At 54.1% G+C, this 2,401-nt stretch carries 4 protein-coding genes; all 4 read right to left on the bottom strand.

The genetic code is table 11. The features are described from left to right. Positions 1-160: 160 nt before the first annotated feature. A complete protein-coding gene (locus HMPREF3096_RS06070; RefSeq protein WP_004118473.1) occupies positions 161-478 on the bottom strand; it encodes a hypothetical protein in 318 nt (105 codons plus the stop codon). A gap of 34 nt (positions 479-512) precedes the next feature. Further along, positions 513-767, bottom strand: coding sequence for a DNA polymerase III subunit theta (locus HMPREF3096_RS06065; RefSeq protein ID WP_032420958.1), 255 nt, complete (start codon positions 765-767; stop codon positions 513-515). A 236-nt stretch (positions 768-1,003) separates the two neighbouring features. Then, entirely contained in the window at positions 1,004-1,429 is a 426-nt protein-coding gene (locus HMPREF3096_RS06060) for an antirestriction protein (protein ID WP_004118478.1), read from the bottom strand. 522 nt (positions 1,430-1,951) lie between these two features. Beyond that, positions 1,952-2,182 carry a hypothetical protein gene (locus HMPREF3096_RS06055; RefSeq protein WP_048295715.1) on the bottom strand — a complete coding sequence of 77 codons (231 nt, stop codon included), beginning with the start codon at positions 2,180-2,182 and terminating at the stop codon, positions 1,952-1,954. Positions 2,183-2,401: the final 219 nt, after the last annotated feature.

Raw genomic sequence — 2,401 nt, 5'->3', positions numbered from 1 at the left:
CTTTAAGGGTTAAAAAGAGACATCACAGCAGGAAGAAGAAGAGAAAGCAGACAGACAGCAGGGAGCAAGCCGGAAACGTAAAGATGCAGGCTGGAGAGAATATGTTTTTCATGCCGCCGGAAAGAAGCCATGATAAACCGGCGGCATACCAGACGGGGCGTCAGGAACGGAGCTTATTTTCCTTCCTGAACTGCGCAACGCTATACCAGATTGAAGCCAGGAAAGCGAAAACGGTGATCAGGACACGAAATTCGTCACCCGGCTCTTTCCCCTTCAGCATCAGCGTTATGATGATGCCGGCAACGATAATCCACGCAATACCACTCCAGAGGCGCAGCTTATCCGCCACGACATTAATCAGAACAAAAGCAACGGCCAGGATAGCCCCCCACAGGGCCGGAACAGGCTGAAACGGAATAAAAAACAGGTTAATACCGGTTAAAAGCGTCACGGCAGCAAACATCAGAGACATACGCACAGATTACCCTCCCTGGACACACTAAGTGAGAAAATCAATTCTGCTGATCATCGCCCGGTTTATTATATTCGGGTGCATTTGCGCGCGGCAGCTGCTGACTGTTCAGTCGATGTACGTGGAGCCGTTCACGGAAATATTCGCGCAGGTGTTCAGGCTGTTCCCGTTCAACAAGTTCCGGCATGACGGGCTTGTTCATGCGCTCCTGCCAGGCAACAGCAGCAGCCACCTTATCGACGGCAACTTTGTCCTGCTCCTCCTTTGAAAAAGAGGCAATATTCCACTGCGACATACGCAAATTCCGCAAAAGAAGAAAGGTTACGCAGATATTACGCTCTTAATCCTTAACTGGCGACCTGTTGAGGTGAGGCCAGTACGCAGCGCCGCAGGCGTGGCGAACCGCCTCACCGGCAGGCGAAGCCTGCCAGGATTTTCGCGCGGCCGCACCGATCTGCGAAGCCGGGTAAGCTCCCCACAGCTCGTGCCGTCTCAGACCTTAAACGGGGCGTCGGGCGCCCCGATGTAGAATCAGTCCAGAGCCGCGTAAATAGCAGCGCATTCGTCATGAGAGTCAATGAAATTCCACAGCTGCGATTCCCGCAGCATCAGGTGGCGTGTCAGGGCAGCATCACCGCGTTCATGGTGCAGCCAGATACGGCGGTTGATCGCCAGCGCCGTAATGATAACTCCGGCCGCATCCGCGCTGACGGACCGATCAAACCAGTTATCCGGGTTAGTCAGATGGAAACGGTCACCGTCAGGCATCATGTAGCCGCCGCCCTCCGGAATACGGATGAAATGCCAGAAGCCTCCGCAGTAATCGGTGATGTGTTTCTCAGCGAGCGCATAGACCTGCATCTCTCCGGCAAGAAAATCGTTACCAAACAGATCCGGCAGGAACGAGAGACGGTCGGACTCCTCAACATTCAGCATGGTTTGACGGGCATGATACATAGCAACCTCCACAGGTTCATAAGATTGCGGCACCGGGTTGTGCCGTGCCGACACGACAGCCCGGCGGAAAGCGGAAGATGCAGGGGCGACACCGGAGGCCGCAGCGCAGATAAAGCACGAAGCTGGTCTGGACGGTTTTCGAGCGAAACCTGAGCGAGAAAACGACGGGAAGAACGGCGAGCATCATAAAAAAACTGCGACCGGGCGAGGATGGCGGCGCCAGCGAACCCTTGCATCTGCAGCAGCCGGGCTAAAGTGAAGGCACGGCACTACCCGTCGCGATGAAGGAGGTTGAATAAAAGGTTTCTCTAACCCGTATTTCGACCGCAGGGAGAAAAGCGGAAGCAAATGTCGCAACGCGACAGACGCAGGAATCAGGCCACAGACCGGAGGAATGGGGCCGGGTGAAGCGGAGCCGGCGGCAACGACAAGCCGGCGACGTCCTTATCCGGTGTTGATGGCACGGCGCCGGTTTAACAGCTGCCCGTCACCAGGCGGGCCAGGAGGTCTCTCGTTCTGAGCTTACCGGCGATCTGGTTTATCACTGGCCACGGAGATACCAATGTACATACCGCTTCCCCAGATAATCTGAGAGAGCACAAATAGCCACTGAGGGACGTCAGCAATCAACAGCGGAAGGAGAGCAACCGTCACGATTAAAATCAGCCGGCTACCGAATTGCCGGCGCACCGGTTCAGCGGCGTCAACCGGGACGCCTGCATATCGCAGAACCTGCCTTAAACCCGTATTCATAATCACTCCACTCAGAATAAATGCACTGTACTTCAGTATATTACATTTTATTAGATAACGATTCTCCGGACTGGCAGTAATCCTTCTGAAATTTCCCTGTTTTTGCAGGAACAGCAAATGGTTACAGACAACGGCAACAAGATGACTTGAAAAAAAACGGCCTCCGCAAAATAATACTGTATATATGTGGGTCTTCCCCGATCATGGTGGGAAGGCTCA

This window comes from Klebsiella sp. HMSC25G12, from assembly GCF_001807705.1.
Classification (GTDB): domain Bacteria; phylum Pseudomonadota; class Gammaproteobacteria; order Enterobacterales; family Enterobacteriaceae; genus Klebsiella; species Klebsiella variicola.
Note: the sequence above shows the minus strand (reverse complement) of the source record. Positions and strands in the feature narration are given on the sequence as shown.

Coding starts and splice junctions, on each gene's coding strand:
- HMPREF3096_RS06065 (WP_032420958.1), bottom strand. CDS start 767: ATGTCGCAGTGGAATATTGCCTCTTTTTCAAAGGAGGAGCAGGACAAA.
- HMPREF3096_RS06060 (WP_004118478.1), bottom strand. CDS start 1,429: ATGTATCATGCCCGTCAAACCATGCTGAATGTTGAGGAGTCCGACCGT.
- HMPREF3096_RS06055 (WP_048295715.1), bottom strand. CDS start 2,182: ATGAATACGGGTTTAAGGCAGGTTCTGCGATATGCAGGCGTCCCGGTT.